General features: G+C 58.0%; 16 protein-coding genes. 8 read left to right on the top strand and 8 right to left on the bottom strand.

Annotated features, from left to right (window positions below; genetic code table 11):
- Positions 1-21 precede the first annotated feature (21 nt).
- The gene (locus EKN38_RS20560) at positions 22-345 is read right to left on the bottom strand and encodes an AzlD domain-containing protein (RefSeq protein WP_014833786.1); all 324 of its coding nucleotides are present in this window, start codon (positions 343-345) and stop codon (positions 22-24) included.
- Positions 345-1,004, bottom strand: coding sequence for an AzlC family ABC transporter permease (locus EKN38_RS20565; protein ID WP_014833785.1), 660 nt, complete (start codon positions 1,002-1,004; stop codon positions 345-347). Before EKN38_RS20565 ends, EKN38_RS20560 begins: the two co-directional genes overlap by 1 nt.
- A 101-nt stretch (positions 1,005-1,105) precedes the next feature.
- On the opposite strand from EKN38_RS20565, the gene EKN38_RS20570 reads away from it, so the two are divergent.
- From EKN38_RS20570 to EKN38_RS20585, 4 genes are all read left to right on the top strand, one after another.
- On the top strand, positions 1,106-1,654 hold the full coding sequence (locus EKN38_RS20570) for a helix-turn-helix domain-containing protein (RefSeq protein ID WP_014833784.1): 549 nt from the start codon (positions 1,106-1,108) through the stop codon (positions 1,652-1,654).
- A gap of 17 nt (positions 1,655-1,671) precedes the next feature.
- A complete protein-coding gene (locus tag EKN38_RS20575) occupies positions 1,672-2,667 on the top strand; it encodes a LacI family DNA-binding transcriptional regulator (protein WP_014833783.1) in 996 nt (331 codons plus the stop codon).
- Positions 2,668-2,771: 104 nt separating this feature from the next.
- Positions 2,772-4,895 carry an alpha-galactosidase gene (locus EKN38_RS20580; protein ID WP_014833782.1) on the top strand — a complete coding sequence of 708 codons (2,124 nt, stop codon included), beginning with the start codon at positions 2,772-2,774 and terminating at the stop codon, positions 4,893-4,895.
- Between the two features lie 44 nt (positions 4,896-4,939).
- Positions 4,940-6,217, top strand: a complete 1,278-nt coding sequence (locus EKN38_RS20585) for an MFS transporter (protein WP_014833781.1) — start codon at positions 4,940-4,942, stop codon at positions 6,215-6,217.
- Here EKN38_RS20585 and rhaM read toward each other — a convergent pair.
- The 5 genes from rhaM to rhaB form a co-directional block, all read right to left on the bottom strand.
- Positions 6,205-6,519, bottom strand: a complete 315-nt coding sequence (gene rhaM, locus EKN38_RS20590) for an L-rhamnose mutarotase (RefSeq protein ID WP_014833780.1) — start codon at positions 6,517-6,519, stop codon at positions 6,205-6,207. The genes EKN38_RS20585 and rhaM overlap by 13 nt on opposite strands.
- Positions 6,516-7,664, bottom strand: coding sequence for a lactaldehyde reductase (gene fucO / locus EKN38_RS20595; RefSeq protein WP_014833779.1), 1,149 nt, complete (start codon positions 7,662-7,664; stop codon positions 6,516-6,518). Before fucO ends, rhaM begins: the two co-directional genes overlap by 4 nt.
- Before the next feature lie 46 nt (positions 7,665-7,710).
- Complete coding sequence (rhaD, locus tag EKN38_RS20600) at positions 7,711-8,541, bottom strand: rhamnulose-1-phosphate aldolase (protein WP_014833778.1); 831 nt, start codon at positions 8,539-8,541, stop codon at positions 7,711-7,713.
- A gap of 116 nt (positions 8,542-8,657) precedes the next feature.
- On the bottom strand, positions 8,658-9,917 hold the full coding sequence (rhaA, locus tag EKN38_RS20605) for an L-rhamnose isomerase (RefSeq protein ID WP_014833777.1): 1,260 nt from the start codon (positions 9,915-9,917) through the stop codon (positions 8,658-8,660).
- The gene (rhaB, locus tag EKN38_RS20610; RefSeq protein WP_014833776.1) at positions 9,914-11,383 is read right to left on the bottom strand and encodes a rhamnulokinase; all 1,470 of its coding nucleotides are present in this window, start codon (positions 11,381-11,383) and stop codon (positions 9,914-9,916) included. The genes rhaA and rhaB overlap by 4 nt, the downstream gene beginning before the upstream one ends.
- 301 nt (positions 11,384-11,684) lie before the next feature.
- Here rhaB and rhaS point away from each other — a divergent pair, with 301 nt between their 5' ends.
- Positions 11,685-12,521 (top strand): HTH-type transcriptional activator RhaS, encoded by an 837-nt coding sequence (gene rhaS / locus EKN38_RS20615; RefSeq protein ID WP_014833775.1) that lies wholly within the window; start codon positions 11,685-11,687, stop codon positions 12,519-12,521.
- 73 nt (positions 12,522-12,594) lie between these two features.
- Positions 12,595-13,443 (top strand): HTH-type transcriptional activator RhaR, encoded by an 849-nt coding sequence (rhaR, locus tag EKN38_RS20620; RefSeq protein WP_014833774.1) that lies wholly within the window; start codon positions 12,595-12,597, stop codon positions 13,441-13,443.
- On the opposite strand, the gene rhaT is transcribed toward rhaR, so the two are convergent.
- Complete coding sequence (rhaT, locus tag EKN38_RS20625) at positions 13,444-14,478, bottom strand: L-rhamnose/proton symporter RhaT (protein ID WP_126522577.1); 1,035 nt, start codon at positions 14,476-14,478, stop codon at positions 13,444-13,446.
- A gap of 288 nt (positions 14,479-14,766) precedes the next feature.
- Here rhaT and sodA point away from each other — a divergent pair, with 288 nt between their 5' ends.
- Both sodA and yiiM read left to right on the top strand, forming a co-directional pair.
- Entirely contained in the window at positions 14,767-15,387 is a 621-nt protein-coding gene (gene sodA, locus EKN38_RS20630) for a superoxide dismutase [Mn] (RefSeq protein WP_126522580.1), read from the top strand.
- Between the two features lie 66 nt (positions 15,388-15,453).
- On the top strand, positions 15,454-16,128 hold the full coding sequence (gene yiiM / locus EKN38_RS20635; RefSeq protein ID WP_014833771.1) for a 6-hydroxyaminopurine reductase: 675 nt from the start codon (positions 15,454-15,456) through the stop codon (positions 16,126-16,128).
- Positions 16,129-16,160 lie beyond the last annotated feature (32 nt).

Raw genomic sequence — 16,160 nt, forward strand, 5'->3', positions numbered from 1 at the left:
GACGCGTGCTGTCGGGCTTTTTTACGCCATTCCCGCCAGACGTAGCAGCGCGGTGACGACCGCCGCCGCCACGATCACCACAATTAATGGCATTTTCCGCCAGGCCAGAAATACGGCAAACGCCACGCCCAGCACACGCGCCATCCCGGCGAAGTGTTCCCCTTCATAGAAGGTTGTCGCCAGCGCCACGGAAAACAGTAACACCGTTGCCGCATCCGAGAGCAGCGCCTGTGAGCGCTCTGACAGCGCCAGCCGGTTTCCGAGTTTGGCGCCGCCGAGACGCATCAGATAAGTTCCTGCCGACAGAATGGCGATGCCGAGAATAAAGAGCGTCATGTTTTCCATTATTTTTTCCTCGCACCCAGCCCAAGTAATGACAACAGCACCGGTAAGCCCACCGGGGCGAACGGCACGGCGGCCAGCGACAAGGCTGCACCGCTACAGGCGCGGATAAGCGTGGTGCGGTTTTTAAACGCCGGAACCACTAAGGCCAGCAAAATGGCCGGGAACACCGCGTCCAGCCCGATGGTTTCCGGATCCGGCAACAATTTACCGACCATGGCGCCCAGCAGGGTACCCAGCGGCCAGATGATGGCCACCCCTAACCCGCACAGCCAGTAGGCTGTTTTTCGCTGCTCGGGGGTTTTTTGCGACAGCCCAAACACCACGCTTTCGTCATTCATGATGTGGCAGCCGAGGAAGCTCAGACCGCGTTTCCCCACCAGCTCACGCACCGTAACACCAAACGGAACATGGCGGGCGTTCACCAGCAGCCCGGCCGCGGCCGCGGCCAGTGGGTTACCGCCACTTGCCACGATGCCGATAAACATGAACTCCGAGGCGCCCGCCAGCACGGTAACAGAGAGCACAAACGGTACCCACAGCGGAAAACCGTAGGCCATCGCCAGCGAGCCGTAAGACATCCCCACCACGCCAACGGCGAGGCATACAAGGATAATTGCTTTGATGGTGTCGCCTTTCAGGCAAGAGAGAGAACGTTTCATACAATTTTAGCCATATCGAACGTGTATCCATTATAATGAACGGATCAGATTCGTATTACAAGATGAACGAATCGTTCGATTTATAGAACAAGAGGCCGTTTATGACGCAGCCAATCAGCGTGATCGCCAAAAGCCTAGTGCGAGAACGCCTGCGAACCGGGCTTTCACTGGCGGAAATTGCCCGCCGTGCCGGCATCGCCAAATCCACACTTTCTCAGCTGGAGTCCGGCAATGGCAACCCCAGTCTGGAGACACTGTGGTCGCTTTGCGTGGCGCTGGATATTCCTTTCGCCCGCTTACTGGAGCCGCAACAGCCGACCACGCAGGTGATCCGCCGCGGTGAAGGTACAAAAGTGGTCGCCGGACAGGCCAATTATGAAGCCATTTTACTGGCGGCATGCCCCCCGGGCGCACGACGCGACGTCTACCTTCTCATCACCCAGCCAGGTGCAGATCGTATTTCCCAGCCCCATTCCCCGGGTTCGATTGAGCATATTATCGTGACTCAGGGTCGGGCACTGGTCGGCCTGCTCGACGATGCAGAAGAGCTGGGGGCAGGGGATTACATCTGCTATCCCGCCGATCAGCCGCATATTTTCAAGGCCCTGGAGCCAGACACCTACGCGCTACTGGTCGCGGAACAAAATTAACGAAGAGACGCAAACGCATGTCGCTGAAAGCCATCGCCAAAGAACTCGGACTCTCTGTTACCACCGTCAGCCGCGCGCTTAACGGATATGACGACGTCTCCTGCGAGACGCGCGCCCGGGTGGAAGCAGAAGCCCAACGCCGTGGCTATCGGCCCAATACCTTTGCCCGTCGTCTGAAGATGGGCAAGATCGACGCGGTTGGGCTGGTTTTCCCTGTGCATCCTGTTCCGCTCAATAACAGCGTATTTATGGACATGGTCGGCGAAATTAGCCACGAACTGGCGCGACATGAAATCGATCTGCTGCTGATTGCCGATGACGATCTGGCCGATAAACACAGCTATATGCGCATGGTGCAAAGCCGTCGCGTGGATGCGCTGATTGTGGCACACACGCTGGATCACGATCCGCGCCTGGAGCAGTTGCAGGCTGCCGGTTTCCCTTTCCTGGCTCTCGGACGCAGTCAGCTGCCGCAGCCGTACGCCTGGTTTGATTTTGATAACTACGCGGGCACCTACCATGCCACCCGCTGGTTAATCGGAAAAGGCCATCAGCGCATTGCGTTACTCGGCGAGAGCAATAATCAGGCATTCATTACTCAGCGCCGTCAGGGCTATCTCGATGCGCTGCGTGAAGCCGGGCTCTCCAGCGAGTGGCTGCGCGCCATGCCGCCTTCTCGCCGGGTCGGTTATGCCACTACGAAAGAGCTACTCTCTCTGCCGCACCCCCCCACGGCCATCATTACCGACTGCAACACCCACGGCGACGGCGCGGCAATGGCGCTGGCACAGCTTGGTCGTTTAACCGGCGAAAATGCGGTATCGCTGGTGGTCTACGATGGCTTGCCTCAGGACAGCATCGTGGATATCGACGTGGCGGCGGTGATTCAGTCCACCCGTCAGGGTGTCGGAAAACAGATTGCCGATATGGTACGCCAGCTGATAAACGGCGACGATCTTGCGCAACTGCAGGTGCTCTGGCAGCCGGAATTCTCCCCAGGCCAGACGGCCTGAAGTCACTAAATTTCTAAAGCCGATCACAGATCCGAAACGTTTTGGTTTGTATCCGAAACGTTTCGGATCAACACTCAGATCATCCCGATGACAGGAGATGTCTGATGCAAGAAACGATTTTACGACTTGAAAGCAACACGACAGACGTGGTGATAAAAACCCACCCGTTTGCCGAAATTCTCTACTGGGGGCCTCATCTTCAGCACTTTTCGGCGCAAGATGTCATAAGTCTTGCGCGTCCTGTGGCAAATGGCAGGCTCGACGTCGATTCGCCGGTGACGCTGATGGCAGAACTGGGCCATGGTTTGTTTGGATCGCCGGGCATCGAGGGCCACCGCCATGGGCTGGATGGTTCGCCGGTATTTAAAACCACACGCGTTCAGCAGCAGGGACACACCCTGACGATAATGGCGGAAGATGAACTGGCTGGACTGCGCCTGACCAGCGAACTGTCGCTTGATAAGAGCGGTGTACTGGTGGTGCGTCATGGCCTGACCAACCTGCGTGAACAGGCGTGGCAGGTTGACCGTTTTGCCGTCACGCTGCCCGTGGCGGAACGCGCCCAGGAGGTGATGGCGTTTCATGGCCGCTGGATCCGTGAGTTCCAGCCGCACCGCGTCAGGCTGGAGCATGACAGCTTCGTGATTGAGAACCGCCGGGGTAGAACGTCTCACGAACACTTCCCGGCGCTGATTTCAGGCACGCCGTCGTTCAGTGAAATGCACGGCGACGTCTGGGGTGTGCATCTGGGCTGGAGCGGCAACCATCGCCTTCGCGCTGAAGCCAAAACCGATGGCCGTCGCTATCTGCAAGCGGAAGCGCTTTACCTGCCAGGGGAGATGGCGCTGGAAGAGGGACAAACGCTCTGGACGCCACGCCTTTATGCGAGCTACTCCGCGCACGGGCTGAACGGGATGAGCCAGCAGTTTCACCGCTATCTGCGCGACAACATCATCCGTTTCCCTGAAAACAAACCACGCCCGATCCATCTCAACACCTGGGAGGGGATCTACTTCAGCCACGACCCGGAATACATCATGCGAATGGCTGACGAGGCGGCCGCGCTGGGCGTAGAGCGCTTTATCATTGATGACGGCTGGTTCAAAGGGCGTAACGACGACCATGCCGCGCTGGGCGACTGGTATCTGGACGAGAAAAAATACCCGAACGGCCTGCGACCCGTGATCGACCACGTCAAACATCTTGGTATGGAGTTCGGTATCTGGATTGAACCGGAGATGATCAACCCGGATTCCGATCTCTACCGCGCGCACCCCGACTGGGTGCTGGCGTTGCCCGGTTACACGCAGGCCACAGGGCGCCATCAGCTGGTGCTCAACCTCAACATTCCGCAAGCGTTTGATTACCTGGTGGAGCGCATGAGCTGGCTGCTGGGCGAGCACGCAGTCGACTATGTGAAGTGGGATATGAACCGCGAGTTGGTGCAGCCTGGCCATAACGGCAGAGCCGCCGCCGACGCGCAGACCCGCCAGTTTTATCGACTTTTAGATGTGCTGGGTGAGCGTTTCCCGCATATTGAATTTGAATCCTGCTCCTCCGGTGGCGGACGAATCGATTACGAAGTACTGGCCCGCAGCCACCGCTTCTGGGCGTCCGACAACAACGACGCGCTGGAGCGCTGCACCATTCAGCGCGGCATGAGCTACTTCTTCCCGCCGGAGGTGATGGGCGCGCATATCGGTCATCATAAATGCCACGCGACGTTCCGCCAGCACAGCATTGCCTTCCGCGGTTTGACGGCGCTGTTTGGCCATATGGGGCTTGAGCTGGATCCACTCACTGTGGATGAGAAAGAGCGCGAAGGCTATCGCCGTTACGCTGCGCTGCACAAGCAGTGGCGCGAGGTGATCCACCACGGCACCCAGTGGCGCGTGGATATGCCGGACGCCACCACGCTGGCGCAGGGTATCGTGAGCGAAGACAAATCGCAGGGGCTGTTTATCATCAGCCAACTCGCGATGCCGGATTATACCCTGATGATGCCGCTGCGCATGCCGGGGCTGGAGGCCAGCGCGCAGTACCGTATCTCGCTGCTCGATCACCCGAATATTCAGATTACGGGAGAGGGCGGGCACACCATGCGCAAACTGCCGGCATGGATGGAGACACCGCAAACGGTGAGCGGTGAGTGGCTGACGCAGGCGGGTATTGCGCTGCCGATTCTCGACCCGGAAACCGCCATTCTGATTGGTGTGGAACGCGTGTAAGGGTGACGGGCCGGGAAACTGGCCCTCCGTTGAGGATAAAAATAATGAACACAACAACCTGTACCCACAAAGACAACCCTAACTTCTGGATCTTCGGGCTGTTCTTCTTTCTCTACTTCTTCATCATGGCCACCTGCTTTCCGTTCCTGCCGATCTGGCTGTCGGATATCATTGGCCTGAACAAAACCCATACCGGTATTGTTTTCTCCTGTATCTCACTTTCCGCCATTGCCTTCCAGCCGGTGCTGGGGGTGATTTCCGACAAGCTGGGGCTGAAAAAACATCTGCTGTGGATTATCTCTGCGCTGCTGTTTTTGTTTGCTCCTTTCTTCCTGTACGTATTCGCGCCGCTGCTGAAAACCAACATCTGGCTGGGTGCGCTGAGCGGCGGGCTGTATATCGGCTTTGTTTTTTCGGCGGGGTCCGGAGCGATTGAGGCCTATATTGAACGCGTGAGCCGCAACAGCGCCTTTGAATACGGCAAGGCGCGCATGTTCGGCTGCCTCGGCTGGGGATTGTGCGCCTCAACGGGGGGCATCCTGTTTGGCATCGATCCGTCGTATGTTTTCTGGATGGGATCGGCGGCGGCGCTGTTGCTGATGCTGCTGCTGGTGGTCGCGAAGCCGAAGCCCAATCAGACGGCACAGGTGATGAATGCCCTGGGTGCCAACCAGCCGCAGATCACCGCGAAAACGGTCTTTAACCTGTTCCGTCAGCGCAGAATGTGGATGTTTATTCTGTACGTGATTGGCGTGGCCTGCGTCTATGACGTTTTTGATCAGCAGTTCGCCACCTTCTTCAAAACCTTCTTCGCCACGCCGCAGGAGGGCACTCGCGCCTTTGGTTTCGCGACGACGGCGGGGGAGATCTGTAACGCCATTATCATGTTCTGCTCGCCGTGGATCATTAACCGCATTGGCGCGAAAAATACGTTGCTGATCGCCGGGTTGATTATGGCGACGCGCATCATCGGCTCGTCGTTTGCCACTACCGCCGTGGAGGTCATCGCCCTGAAAATGCTGCACGCGCTGGAAGTCCCGTTCCTGCTGGTGGGGGCATTCAAGTACATCACCGGTGTGTTTGATACGCGACTCTCGGCCACTATCTATCTGATTGGCTTTCAGTTTGCCAAACAGTCAGCGGCCATTTTCCTCTCCGCCTTTGCCGGAAATATGTATGACCGGATCGGCTTCCAGGAGACGTATCTGATGCTGGGCTGCTTCGTGCTGGCAATTACGGTGGTGTCGGCGTTTACGCTGAGCAGCAGGCAGGAGATAGCCGCTGCCGCGGGCGCGGCAGCGTTAACCAGTCAGTCCAGATAAAACACCGCTTCCAGCCCGGTACTCACCGGGCTGTTGTCCGGGTTCGTCGGCATGACATCACGCATGTGTTTCCACCAGCGCTGGCAGACGTCGGTATTCGCGACCGCATTCCAGCGCTCCTCCGATTCAATCTCTACGGTGGCAAACAGCAGGTTACGTTCCCGGTCGAGATAAATGGCGTAGTGATGCGCGCCGTGGTCCTTCAGCACCGCTTCCAGCTCTGGCCAGATGGGGTTGTGGCGACGCGCGTACTCCTCGTGCGCGTCCGGGTTTACCTGCATCACAAAGGCTTTGCGGATCATAATGCCTCCAGATACAGCTCGCGCACCTCGTCGCGGCTGGCGGTGCGCGGGTTGCATGGCGCGCACGGGTCGGCGAGGGCTTTATCCAGCCAGCCTTCAATGTCCGCCTTCGTTACGCCGAGCTGGCTGAAGCCGGACGGAATGCCGACGCGGGCGCTCAGGTCGCGAATTGCCTGAATTGCTGACAGGCTGGCTGCTTCGTCGCTCATGCCGCGCGTGTCGACGCCCATCGCCTGCGCCACGCGAGCAAACCGTGCTACGGCGTTCGGGCGGTTAAAGTTTTCAATGATCGGCAGCAGGATGGCGTTGCACACGCCGTGCGGCAGGTTGTGCGTCGCGCCCGGCTGGTGCGCCAGGGCATGCACGAGCCCGAGGCCAGCACTGTTAAACGCCATGCCCGCCAGATACTGACCAAACGCCATCTGCTCGCGTGCTTCCAGGTTATGGCCGTCGTCGACCGCTTTGGGCAGCCAGAGGTTAATCAGGCGAATTGCTTCCAGCGCGTTGGCATCGGTCAGCGGGTGCGCGCCAACGGAGACATAGGCTTCAATGGCATGGGTTAACGCATCCATCCCCGTTGCGGCGGTCACGGAGGCAGGAATATTGAGCATCACGCTGGCATCATCCACGGCGATATCCGGAATGATGTTCGGGTCGATGATCACCTCTTTCACCTGACGCGCAGAATCGATAATCACCGCGTTACTGGTCATCTCCGCCGCTGTGCCTGCGGTGGTGTTGATCGCCACCAGCGGTACGCCCGGGTTTGTCACCTTGCCGACGCCGGAATAATCGGTGGATGGGCCGGGGTTGGCGGTGAGGATCTTAATGGCTTTGGCGGTATCAATAGGGCTACCGCCGCCGAAGGCGATGAGGTAATCACATTCCGCATCCCGATAGGCTGCATAGCCTTTTTGCACCAGCGCTTCCGTCGGGTTCGGGAACACGTCGTCGAACAGGTGATACGACATCTGATGGGCATCCAGCGCGGTAAACAGGCTGTCCAGCATGCCCAGCTTCACCAGCTGACCGTCGGTGACAATCAGCGCTTTGCCCCACCGTTTGTCTGCCACCCGCTTGACCATGTCGCCTATAGCGCCCGCGCCGTGCAGACTGATTTTTGGAAGTGCCAACATAAAGCTCATGATAATTCTCCTTAACTATCGCCCGTACCGTCCGGTCAGCGAGGGTTTATGCGTATATTTCCAGCGCTGACCGCAGCGGGTTCACGCCGAAGCGCTTGCCGAGCGCAATAAGCTCTTCGCGGGTAATGGTCTGCTTCATACCGCCCATGGAATAAACCTTTACCAGCACTTCCGCGGATTTCTCGGCGGTGTCGATCAGGCCGAAGGTTTCATCCAGCGTCGGACCGCTGCCGAAGACGCCGTGGAATGGCCACAGCACCAGCGAATGTTTTTGCATATCTTTGGCGGTTGCCTGGCCGATTTCGTCGGTACCCGGCACCATCCACGGCAGAATGCCGACCCCGTCCGGGAAGACCACCAGACACTCGGTGCTGCCTTCCCACAGCTTGCGGGTGATGAAGTCAGAGCTGTTTTCCAGCACGTAGGTCAGGGCGATCAGGTTGGTAGCGTGGCAGTGCATGATCACGCGGTCTTTGCCGTCGGTCGCCTTAATGCGCTCGCAATGCGAGAGGAAGTGCGCCGGCAGTTCAGACGTGGGTACCGCCTCATCGGTCAGGCCCCACAGGATGTGGTAGCCCGCGCCGTCGCTGTCCACTTTCACCACGCCAAGGTTGGCCTGCGGATCGAGCTGAACGTTGCGGAAGAACTTGCCGGAGCCGGTGACGATAAACGGCGTATTGGCGAGCAGCGGCATGGGCTGGCTCAGGGCAATATAGCGTGGCGTCTGGTGGAAATCGGCGGTGTAGGGTTCGATATCCGCGTCGTCCAGGCGCAGCGTGAGGTTACCGCCGTTACGCTCGTCCCAGCCCTTCAGCCAGGCGTCAGAGGTGGCTTTGATCATGCCCTGGACGAACCAGGAGGTGGTGATGGTCTGCATAGTTTTCTTTTCCAGTTATCGCGGTGAGGTTGAATCCCTCACCCCAGCCCTCTCCCACAGGGAGAGGGGGTAAAAGTTCCCTCTCCCTGTGGGAGAGGGGTAGGGTGAGGGCAAAATTACCCGCGCTGACTCAATACGTCTTTCTCATACGCACGCACGTTTTCCAGCCACTGGCTGCCTGCAGGCGCGTCGTTGCGCTGGCAGTACATCTCCCACACGGCCTGCCATGGCAGGGATTTCTGCTCTTCCAGCAGCGCCAGGCGCGCGGTGTAGTCACCGTTTGCTTCCAGCTGTTTCAGCGCTGCGGTTGGCTCCAGCAGCGCGCGCAGCAAGGCTTTTTTCATATTGCGGGTGCCGATCACCCACGCTGCGATGCGGTTGATGGAGGCGTCAAAGAAGTCGAGGCCAATGTGCACGCGGTCGAAGAGGTCATGACGGATGATTTCGCTGGCAATCGCCTGGGTTTCGTCATCCAGCAGCACCACGTGGTCGCTGTCCCAGCGCACCGGACGGCTGACGTGCAGCAGCAGGCGCGGCACGAAGAGCATGGCGGCGGAGATTTTGTCGGAGATCACTTCTGTGGGGTGGAAGTGACCGGCGTCCAGGCACAACGCGGTCTGACGGCTGGTGGCGTAACCCATGTAGAACTCGTTCGAGCCAACGGTGTAGCTCTCCGCGCCAATGCCGAACAGTTTGCTCTCCACCGCGTCGATGTGGTGCGCCGGATTGAGTTTTTCGCTGATGGCCTCATCCAGCGCGGCCAGCAGGCGCTGACGCGGGGCGAGACGGTCGACGGTGATGTCTTTCATGCCGTCCGGGATCCAGATGTTCATCACTGACGGCGTGCCAAGCTGCTCGCCAAACCAGGCCGAGACGCGGCGGCAGGCTTTGACGTGGTCGATCCAGAACTGACGAATGTCGTCGTTGGCGTGCGCGAGGGTAAACCCGTCCGCGCTCAGCGGATGCGAGAAGCAGGACGGGTTAAAGTCCAGACCCAGCTTGTTGGCTTTCGCCCACTCCACCCAATTCCTGAAATGCTCCGGTTTGATTGCGTTACGCGCCACCGGCTCGTCAGACTCCAGATAGATCGCGTGCAGGTTCAGGCGTTTTGGTCCCGGGATCAGGCTCAGCGCCAGCTCCAGATCCGCACGCAGTTCGGTGGCGTTGCGCGCTTTGCCTGGGTAGTTACCCGTCGCCTGAATGCCACCCGTCAGGGAACCGCCCGGGTTCTCGAAGCCGGCGACGTCATCGCCCTGCCAGCAGTGCATGGAGACCGGCAGACGGTCGAGCTGGCGCAGCGCCGCGTCGACATCCACGCCGACGGCGGCGAAACGCTGTTTAGCCAGGTCCCAGGCTTGTTCAAGTTGAGTGGTCATGCGCAAAGCTCCTTAGTCAGTCGTTTTTGCTGAAACTGCGCCCGGTAGCGGGCAATTTCATGGCAGGGATTAGGAATGAAGGTGGTCAGGCGGGTATTCGCGGTGACCACCGAGCGGAATTCGTCGACGTCTGAAAGTTCGTCCAGGGCCATCAGCTGAATGCCGATGTTACCGAGCGTGGACGCCTCCACCGGACCCGCCACCACGGTGATGCCGCAGGCATCGGCGCAGAGCTGGTTCAGCAGCTGGTTCTGGCAGCCGCCGCCCACGATATGCAGTTGGCTGAACGGTTTACCGCGAAGGTTCGCCAGCTCGCTCAGAACATCCGCGTAGAGCAGGGCGAGGCTGTCAAAAATGCAGCGCGCCAGCTCGGCAGGACTGGACGGCACCGGCTGCCCGGCTTCAAAACAGGCGGCCTGGATTTCAGCGCTCATATGCACCGGATTAATAAAGCGGTCGTCGTTCGGGTTGATCAGGAACGTACAGGCCTTCAGCTTTTCGGTTTCTGCGATAAGCGCCGGCAGGTCGGAAATGTGCTGCTCTTTCAGCATTCGCTGGAGCAGCCACAGGCCCATGATGTTCTTCAGCACGCGGTAGCGTCCTTCGGCACCGCCTTCGTTAGTGATGTTCGCCGCCATTGCCGCGTCGCTGGTGTAGGGCGTTTTGCTCTCAAAGCCCATCAGCGACCAGGTTCCGGAAGAGAGGTAAGCCGCATCTTTACTGACCAGCGGGGAGGCAATCACCGCGCTGGCGGTGTCGTGACTGGCGACGGCGACCACCGGGATTTCATTTCCCTGTGGGCAAATCCAGTAACCGATTACGTTACCCGGATGGGTCGGCGTGCCGAACCAGGACGGTGAGGCGCCTGTCCAGGCCAGCAGGTGTTCATCCCAGCTGTCGGTGTTGATATTGACCAGTTGGGTGGTGGTGGCGTTGGTGTATTCCCAGTTCATGTTGCCGGTCAGCCGGTAGCTTAAGTAGTCCGGGATCAGCAGCGCGTGCGCCACCTTTTTGACCAGCTCCGGCTGTTGCTCAACCAGCGCGCGCAGCTGATACAGCGTGTTAAAGGGTAGAAACTGAATGCCGCTGCGGCCATAGATGGTGTCCTTGCCAAGCTGCGCGATGGCCTGTGCCATCAGCCCGTCGGTGCGGCTGTCGCGATACGAGACGGGCAGGCCGACGCGGTCGCCGTGGCTGTCGAGCAAAACGTAGTCCACGCCCCAGGTATCAATGCCGATGCTGTCGATGCGTATGCCGTCATTGCAGACGTTGTTCAGCCCGGTGCGGATCTCCGCTTCCAGGGCATCAATATCCCAGGTATCAAAACCGTCCTGTTTTTGCAGGCAGTTGGCGAAACGGTGCATTTCGCGAAGCGTAAGTGTGTGCTGGCCGCAGTCCCAGGTGGCGAGCATTACGCGGCCGCTGGATGCGCCTAAATCGACAGCCACACAATGGCGAAAAGTCATGGTCAGGTCCCTTCTTAAGTCATTGGTGTTGAGTGTAAAAAAGGGAAGAAAAGACCACCTTCTCGTCACTGACAGCCCGAATCTCGCGCTGGCAAGAAAGCAAAGATGAACGTGAGGGAGTTCACAATTTCCAGTCAGGGCGGGGTTTTCGGGCAATGTGACGCTGACCGCATTTCCCGATTTTTCCGTCTGTTTCTTGAAAAATGGACAGCTTTTGCGACGTTTGCTGTCAAAAATTTAAGGTGAGTGTGGAAGGCCTTAATTACTATTTTGAGAACTTTTCTCATTGGTGGGGGCCGTTATGACCGTACTGCACAGCGTCGATTTTTTCCCGTCGGGAACGTCTCCGGTCGCGATTGAGCCACGGCTCCCGCAGGCTGCGTTTCCTGAACATCATCATGATTTTCATGAAATTGTGATTGTCGATCATGGGACAGGCATTCACGTCTTTAACGGCCAGCCGTACACCATCAGCGGCGGTACGGTGTGCTTTGTGCGCGATCACGACAGGCATTTGTATGAACATACCGACAACCTGTGCCTGACCAACGTGCTCTATCGTTCGCCGGACGCATTCCAGTTTCTGTCGGGGTTAAACAAGCTCCTGCCCCAGGAGCAGGATGGACACTACCCGTCGCACTGGCGGGTCAATCAGTCCACGTTGCAGCAGGTGCGCCAACTGGTGAATCAACTGGAGCAGAGCGAGGACGGGCAGGCGATGCATGCCATTGCCACCCGCGAGCTGCTGTTTATGCAGCTGCTGGTACTGCTGCGTCGCAGTAGCCTGGTGGAAGGGCTGGAAAATAACGACGCGCGGCTGAACCAGCTGATGGCCTGGCTGGAGGACCATTTCGCCGAGGACATTTGCTGGGAAACGCTGGCGGATGATTTTTCGCTGTCGTTGCGTACGCTCCATCGTCAGCTCAAGCAGCACACGGGGCTGACGCCGCAGCGCTACCTCAACCGCCTGCGCCTGATTAAAGCGCGTCACCTTTTGCGTCACACCGATGAAAGCGTCACGGATATCGCCTATCGCTGCGGTTTTGGCGACAGTAATCACTTTTCGACCCTTTTTCGCCGCGAATTTAACTGGTCCCCACGCGATATCCGTCAGGGGAAGGATACTTCACTCCAGTAACGCGAAGGCAATCACCGTTTTATTGCCGCAAAAAGGCTAATAATGTCCGGTTATTCGCCGTAGAGGTTAGGGTGTGGCCGCTCAGTTAATCCTTCGCAAAGATGATTTTTTTGCCTCCGCGAGTCAGGCCGTCGCGGTGGCCGACCGCTACCCGCAAAATGTCTTTGCCGTGCATACCCACGAGTTTTGCGAGCTGGTGCTGGTGTGGCGCGGCAATGGTTTACATATCCTCAACGACAGACCCTACCGCATCACGCGTGGCGATCTGTTTTACATTCGCGCCGAAGATAAACACGCCTACGCCTCGGTTAACGATCTGGTATTGCAGAACGTCATCTACTGCCCGGACCGACTCAAACTGAATGTCGACTGGGCGGCCCATATCCCCGGTTTTCTTAATGCCAGAGGTGAACCGCACTGGCGCTTAAGCAGTAACGGCATGGCTCAGGTGCGCCAGACGATCTCCCAGCTGGAGCAGGAGAGTCAGAAGAGCGATCCGGAGGCAAATGCGATGTCAGAACTGCTTTTCGCCCAGCTGGTCATGACCCTCAAACGCCATCGTTATGCCACCGATAACCCCTCCGCGACCGCGCAGGAAGCGCTGCTGGATAAGCTGATCACCCGGCTTGCGGGCAGCCTTAACAAAAGTTTTGTGCTGGAAAAGTTCTGCGAGCAGGAGCAGTGTAGCGAGCGCGCGCTGCGCCAGCAGTTCCGCACCCAGACGGGGATGACGGTGAACCACTACCTGCGCCAGCTGCGCATCTGCCACGCCCAGTATCTGCTCCAGCATACGGAGCTGATGGTCAGTGAAGTGGCGATGCGCTGTGGATTTGAGGACAGTAACTACTTTTCGGTGGTGTTTAACCGCGAGGTGGGGATGACGCCGGTTCAGTGGCGTCATCGTAGTCGAAAGGCAGCGTAATCAGTTCGCCATGCCGAGGCCGACAATGTTAGCGGCAATGATGATCACCACGCAGCCCAGGCTCAGTACGCCCACCGGACGACGCCCGGCGTTATTCCACTCCTTCAGTACCAGCCCAACCAGCCCGCCGCACAGCACGTAAAAGCTCATGTGCAGCATCCAGCTTATGTAGTCGTATTGCGGTGGAATGCTGGCGTGACCCCAGGCGTAGAAAAAGAACTGCAGGTACCACATGAGGCCGCCCAGCATCGACAGCAGTACATTGGTGAGGATTAAGGATTTTGCCAGTGAGAAATCGGCCTTTACCGACAGATCCTTCACCTTTGCCAGACGAATGAAGCAGAAGCCGAGGTTGACCAGCGCACCGCCGCCCATGATGACCACGTAGCTTGGCAGCGCCACGTACAGCGGGTCGACGCCCAGCGCGGCGGCCGCTTCGTGCATAGGTTTCGCGGCGTTCATGGCGAATGACATGCCCGCCGAGAAGATGCCGCACATCACTGCCAGCAATAGCCCTTTCTTCAGGTTAAAGTCTTCGGCTTTGATGCCCATCTTGCGCTCTTTCAGTTGACCCGCACGGGTGACGATACCCACGCCGATCACCGCGACAAGCACGCCCAGCAGCGTCATCTGCCCGCCTTTGGTGTTGATCAACACGTCGACATTGCCGTTAAGAATGGGCGTCATCAGCGTGCCGACGATCAGGGTAATGCCAATCGCGATGCCGATACCCATCGACATCCCGAGGTAGCGCATGGTCAGGCCGTAGTTGATGTTGCCGATGCCCCACATCGCACCGAACAGAAACACCGGCAGCAGGGTGGAGGCACTGAAGGAGGTGAAGTAGCCCCTGAAATCCGGGAGCAGCATGGCGCTAATGGTCCACGGCAAAATCAGCCAGGACACGGTACCGCCAACTGACCACATGGTTTCCCACGACCACCCTTTCACCTTTTTAAACGGGGCATAGAAACAGGCTGCACTGGCTGCGCCTATCAAATGCCAGAAGATACCCATCGTAATCGCATGATTCATTTTTACGTCCTCATCGTTTTTATAGTCGGTGGCTTCCCGCCGACTTGATGAGTGTAAAAATTAGGCGGTTCATGAACCTTCAGAAGGTTGCCGCACTTCTGTTTTGGATGGCAATCAGCACGTTAACCGGGTGAGCAGTCTCACAATTTTGTCATCATGCAAAACCTGAATAACCTTATAAAAACTACGGCATTGATAATCATTTTCAATATCATTTAATTAACTATAATGAACCAACTGCTTACGCGGCATTAACAGCTGTGCCGCCCGACACTAATGGAGAGGATTATGAGTTATACACTGCCATCCCTGCCGTATGCCTATGACGCACTGGAACCGCATTTCGACAAGCAGACGATGGAAATCCATCACACTAAACACCACCAGACCTATGTGAACAACGCGAATGCTGCGCTGGAAAGCCTGCCAGAGTTCGCTAGCCTGCCTGTTGAAGAGCTGATCACCAAACTGGACCAACTGCCAGCGGACAAGAAAACCGTACTGCGTAAAAACGCAGGTGGTCACGCGAACCACAGCCTGTTCTGGAAAGGCCTGAAAACCGGTACTACCCTGCAGGGCGACCTGAAAGCGGCTATCGAACGTGACTTCGGTTCCGTTGACAACTTCAAAGCGGAATTTGAGAAAGCCGCTGCAACCCGTTTCGGCTCCGGCTGGGCGTGGCTGGTACTGAAAGGTGACAAACTGGCGGTGGTTTCTACCGCTAACCAGGATTCCCCGCTGATGGGTGAAGCGATCTCTGGCGCATCCGGTTTCCCAATCCTGGGTCTGGACGTGTGGGAACACGCTTACTACCTGAAGTTCCAGAACCGTCGCCCGGACTACATCAAAGCCTTCTGGGACGTGGTGAACTGGGACGAAGCAGCAGCACGTTTCGCTGCGAAAAAATAAGGTTGCATTGACGCCTGTGAGAAGCGAGTCTGATGACTCGCTTTTTTTGTATCTGAAGGAGTAGAGATGCATTACCCGGTGAATGTGTTTACAGGCAAAGTAAGGGAATACGACGGCAGCCGCCCGAGCGCCATCGCCAAAGTGCAGGTTGACGGTGAGCTGACGTTAACCGATCTTGGGCTTGCGGGGGACGAGCAGGCCGAGAAGAAAATCCACGGCGGGCCCGAGCGCGCGTTGTGCCACTATCCGCGCGAGCACTATCAATACTGGATTACCGAATTCCCCGAGCAGGCGGACCTTTTCGTTGCCCCCGCGTTTGGGGAAAATCTCTCCACCGAAGGGCTGACCGAGAAGAATGTCTTCATCGGCGATATCTTCCGCTGGGGCGAGGCGCTTATTCAGGTGACGCAGCCACGCTCACCGTGCTTCAAACTTAACTTCCATTTCGGCATCAACGACATGTCCGCACGGTTGCAGAGCGCCGGCAAAACGGGCTGGTTGTACCGGGTGGTGCTGGCGGGTCAGGTATCCGTGGATGCGCCGCTGGAGCTGGTGTCGCGCCTCAGCGATGTGTCGGTGTATGACGCCTGCGCCATTGCCTGGCATATGCCGTTTGATGACGAGCAGTATCATCGCCTGTTGTCGGCGGCAGGGTTATCCACCAGCTGGACCAGAACAATGCAGAAACGCCGCAGTAGCCGGCAGATCGAGGATAATTCGCGGAGATTGTGGGGGAAATAGTGCCCCTGACCCCGGCCCTCTCCCCAAAGGGG

It is taken from the genome of Enterobacter sp. WCHEn045836, assembly GCF_003965585.1.
In the GTDB taxonomy this organism is placed as follows: Bacteria; Pseudomonadota; Gammaproteobacteria; order Enterobacterales; family Enterobacteriaceae; genus Enterobacter; species Enterobacter dissolvens.

What these genes read in the sequence shown, in the direction of transcription:
- rhaM (WP_014833780.1), bottom strand. Translation starts at nt 6,519, where the DNA reads ATGATCCGCAAAGCCTTTGTGATGCAGGTAAACCCGGACGCGCACGAG.
- rhaB (WP_014833776.1), bottom strand. Translation starts at nt 11,383, where the DNA reads ATGACTTTTCGCCATTGTGTGGCTGTCGATTTAGGCGCATCCAGCGGC.
- EKN38_RS20560 (WP_014833786.1), bottom strand. Translation starts at nt 345, where the DNA reads ATGGAAAACATGACGCTCTTTATTCTCGGCATCGCCATTCTGTCGGCA.
- sodA (WP_126522580.1), top strand. Translation starts at nt 14,767, where the DNA reads ATGAGTTATACACTGCCATCCCTGCCGTATGCCTATGACGCACTGGAA.
- rhaD (WP_014833778.1), bottom strand. Translation starts at nt 8,541, where the DNA reads ATGCAGACCATCACCACCTCCTGGTTCGTCCAGGGCATGATCAAAGCC.
- yiiM (WP_014833771.1), top strand. Translation starts at nt 15,454, where the DNA reads ATGCATTACCCGGTGAATGTGTTTACAGGCAAAGTAAGGGAATACGAC.
- rhaT (WP_126522577.1), bottom strand. Translation starts at nt 14,478, where the DNA reads ATGAATCATGCGATTACGATGGGTATCTTCTGGCATTTGATAGGCGCA.
- rhaS (WP_014833775.1), top strand. Translation starts at nt 11,685, where the DNA reads ATGACCGTACTGCACAGCGTCGATTTTTTCCCGTCGGGAACGTCTCCG.
- EKN38_RS20575 (WP_014833783.1), top strand. Translation starts at nt 1,672, where the DNA reads ATGTCGCTGAAAGCCATCGCCAAAGAACTCGGACTCTCTGTTACCACC.
- rhaA (WP_014833777.1), bottom strand. Translation starts at nt 9,917, where the DNA reads ATGACCACTCAACTTGAACAAGCCTGGGACCTGGCTAAACAGCGTTTC.
- EKN38_RS20580 (WP_014833782.1), top strand. Translation starts at nt 2,772, where the DNA reads ATGCAAGAAACGATTTTACGACTTGAAAGCAACACGACAGACGTGGTG.
- EKN38_RS20585 (WP_014833781.1), top strand. Translation starts at nt 4,940, where the DNA reads ATGAACACAACAACCTGTACCCACAAAGACAACCCTAACTTCTGGATC.
- fucO (WP_014833779.1), bottom strand. Translation starts at nt 7,664, where the DNA reads ATGAGCTTTATGTTGGCACTTCCAAAAATCAGTCTGCACGGCGCGGGC.
- EKN38_RS20570 (WP_014833784.1), top strand. Translation starts at nt 1,106, where the DNA reads ATGACGCAGCCAATCAGCGTGATCGCCAAAAGCCTAGTGCGAGAACGC.
- EKN38_RS20565 (WP_014833785.1), bottom strand. Translation starts at nt 1,004, where the DNA reads ATGAAACGTTCTCTCTCTTGCCTGAAAGGCGACACCATCAAAGCAATT.